A 610-nucleotide genomic window follows, 5' to 3' on the forward strand; every position below is an offset into this window, starting at 1 on the left:
ATCGACGGCGCGGTCTACGACTCCAAGGCCGCACCGATCGTGGACCCGGTGCTCGGGGTCGGCTTCGAGAACTTCGCGCTCACCCAGGACATGCCGAACCTCAGCCAGGCCGACGCCGTGCACAACTACGGCAACATGTCGCCTGCCGACGAGATTCACGGCATCGTCTTCAAGTGGGCCGCCAACTCCTGGGTCCGGGGCATCCGGACCGAGATGACCGGGTCGCACCCGATCGTCACCGAGGAGGCGTACCACCTCCAGATCGTGAACAACCAGCTGGACGGCTCCTGGAACAAGGGCAAGGGCGGCAACGGGTACTTCCGCGGCTCCCGGGTCTGGGACTCGCTGTACGCCGGGAACACCTCGCGGAACCTGCGGCACTTCACCTTCCAGTGGTCCGCCTCGGGCAACGTGGTGATCGGCAACGACTTCGACTCCGACATCAACCTGCACGGGGGATGGGAGCGGAACAACCTGATCGAGCTCAACACGGTGACCGTGCCGTACGAGCACCGCTCCGCCAACTGCCGCTCCAACTGCGGCGAGGAGGGCGGGGGTGGGACGGACGCCTCCACCTGGTTCCCGGTCTGGTGGGGCGCCGGGAAGAAGG

General features: G+C 66.6%; 1 pseudogene. It reads left to right on the top strand.

The features are described from left to right. Positions 1–610 (top strand): annotated as a pseudogene (locus tag ABD323_RS43775) (RICIN domain-containing protein); the annotation flags it as partial.

This window comes from Kitasatospora nipponensis (genome assembly GCF_039528135.1).
Lineage (GTDB): Bacteria > Actinomycetota > Actinomycetes > Streptomycetales > Streptomycetaceae > Kitasatospora > Kitasatospora nipponensis.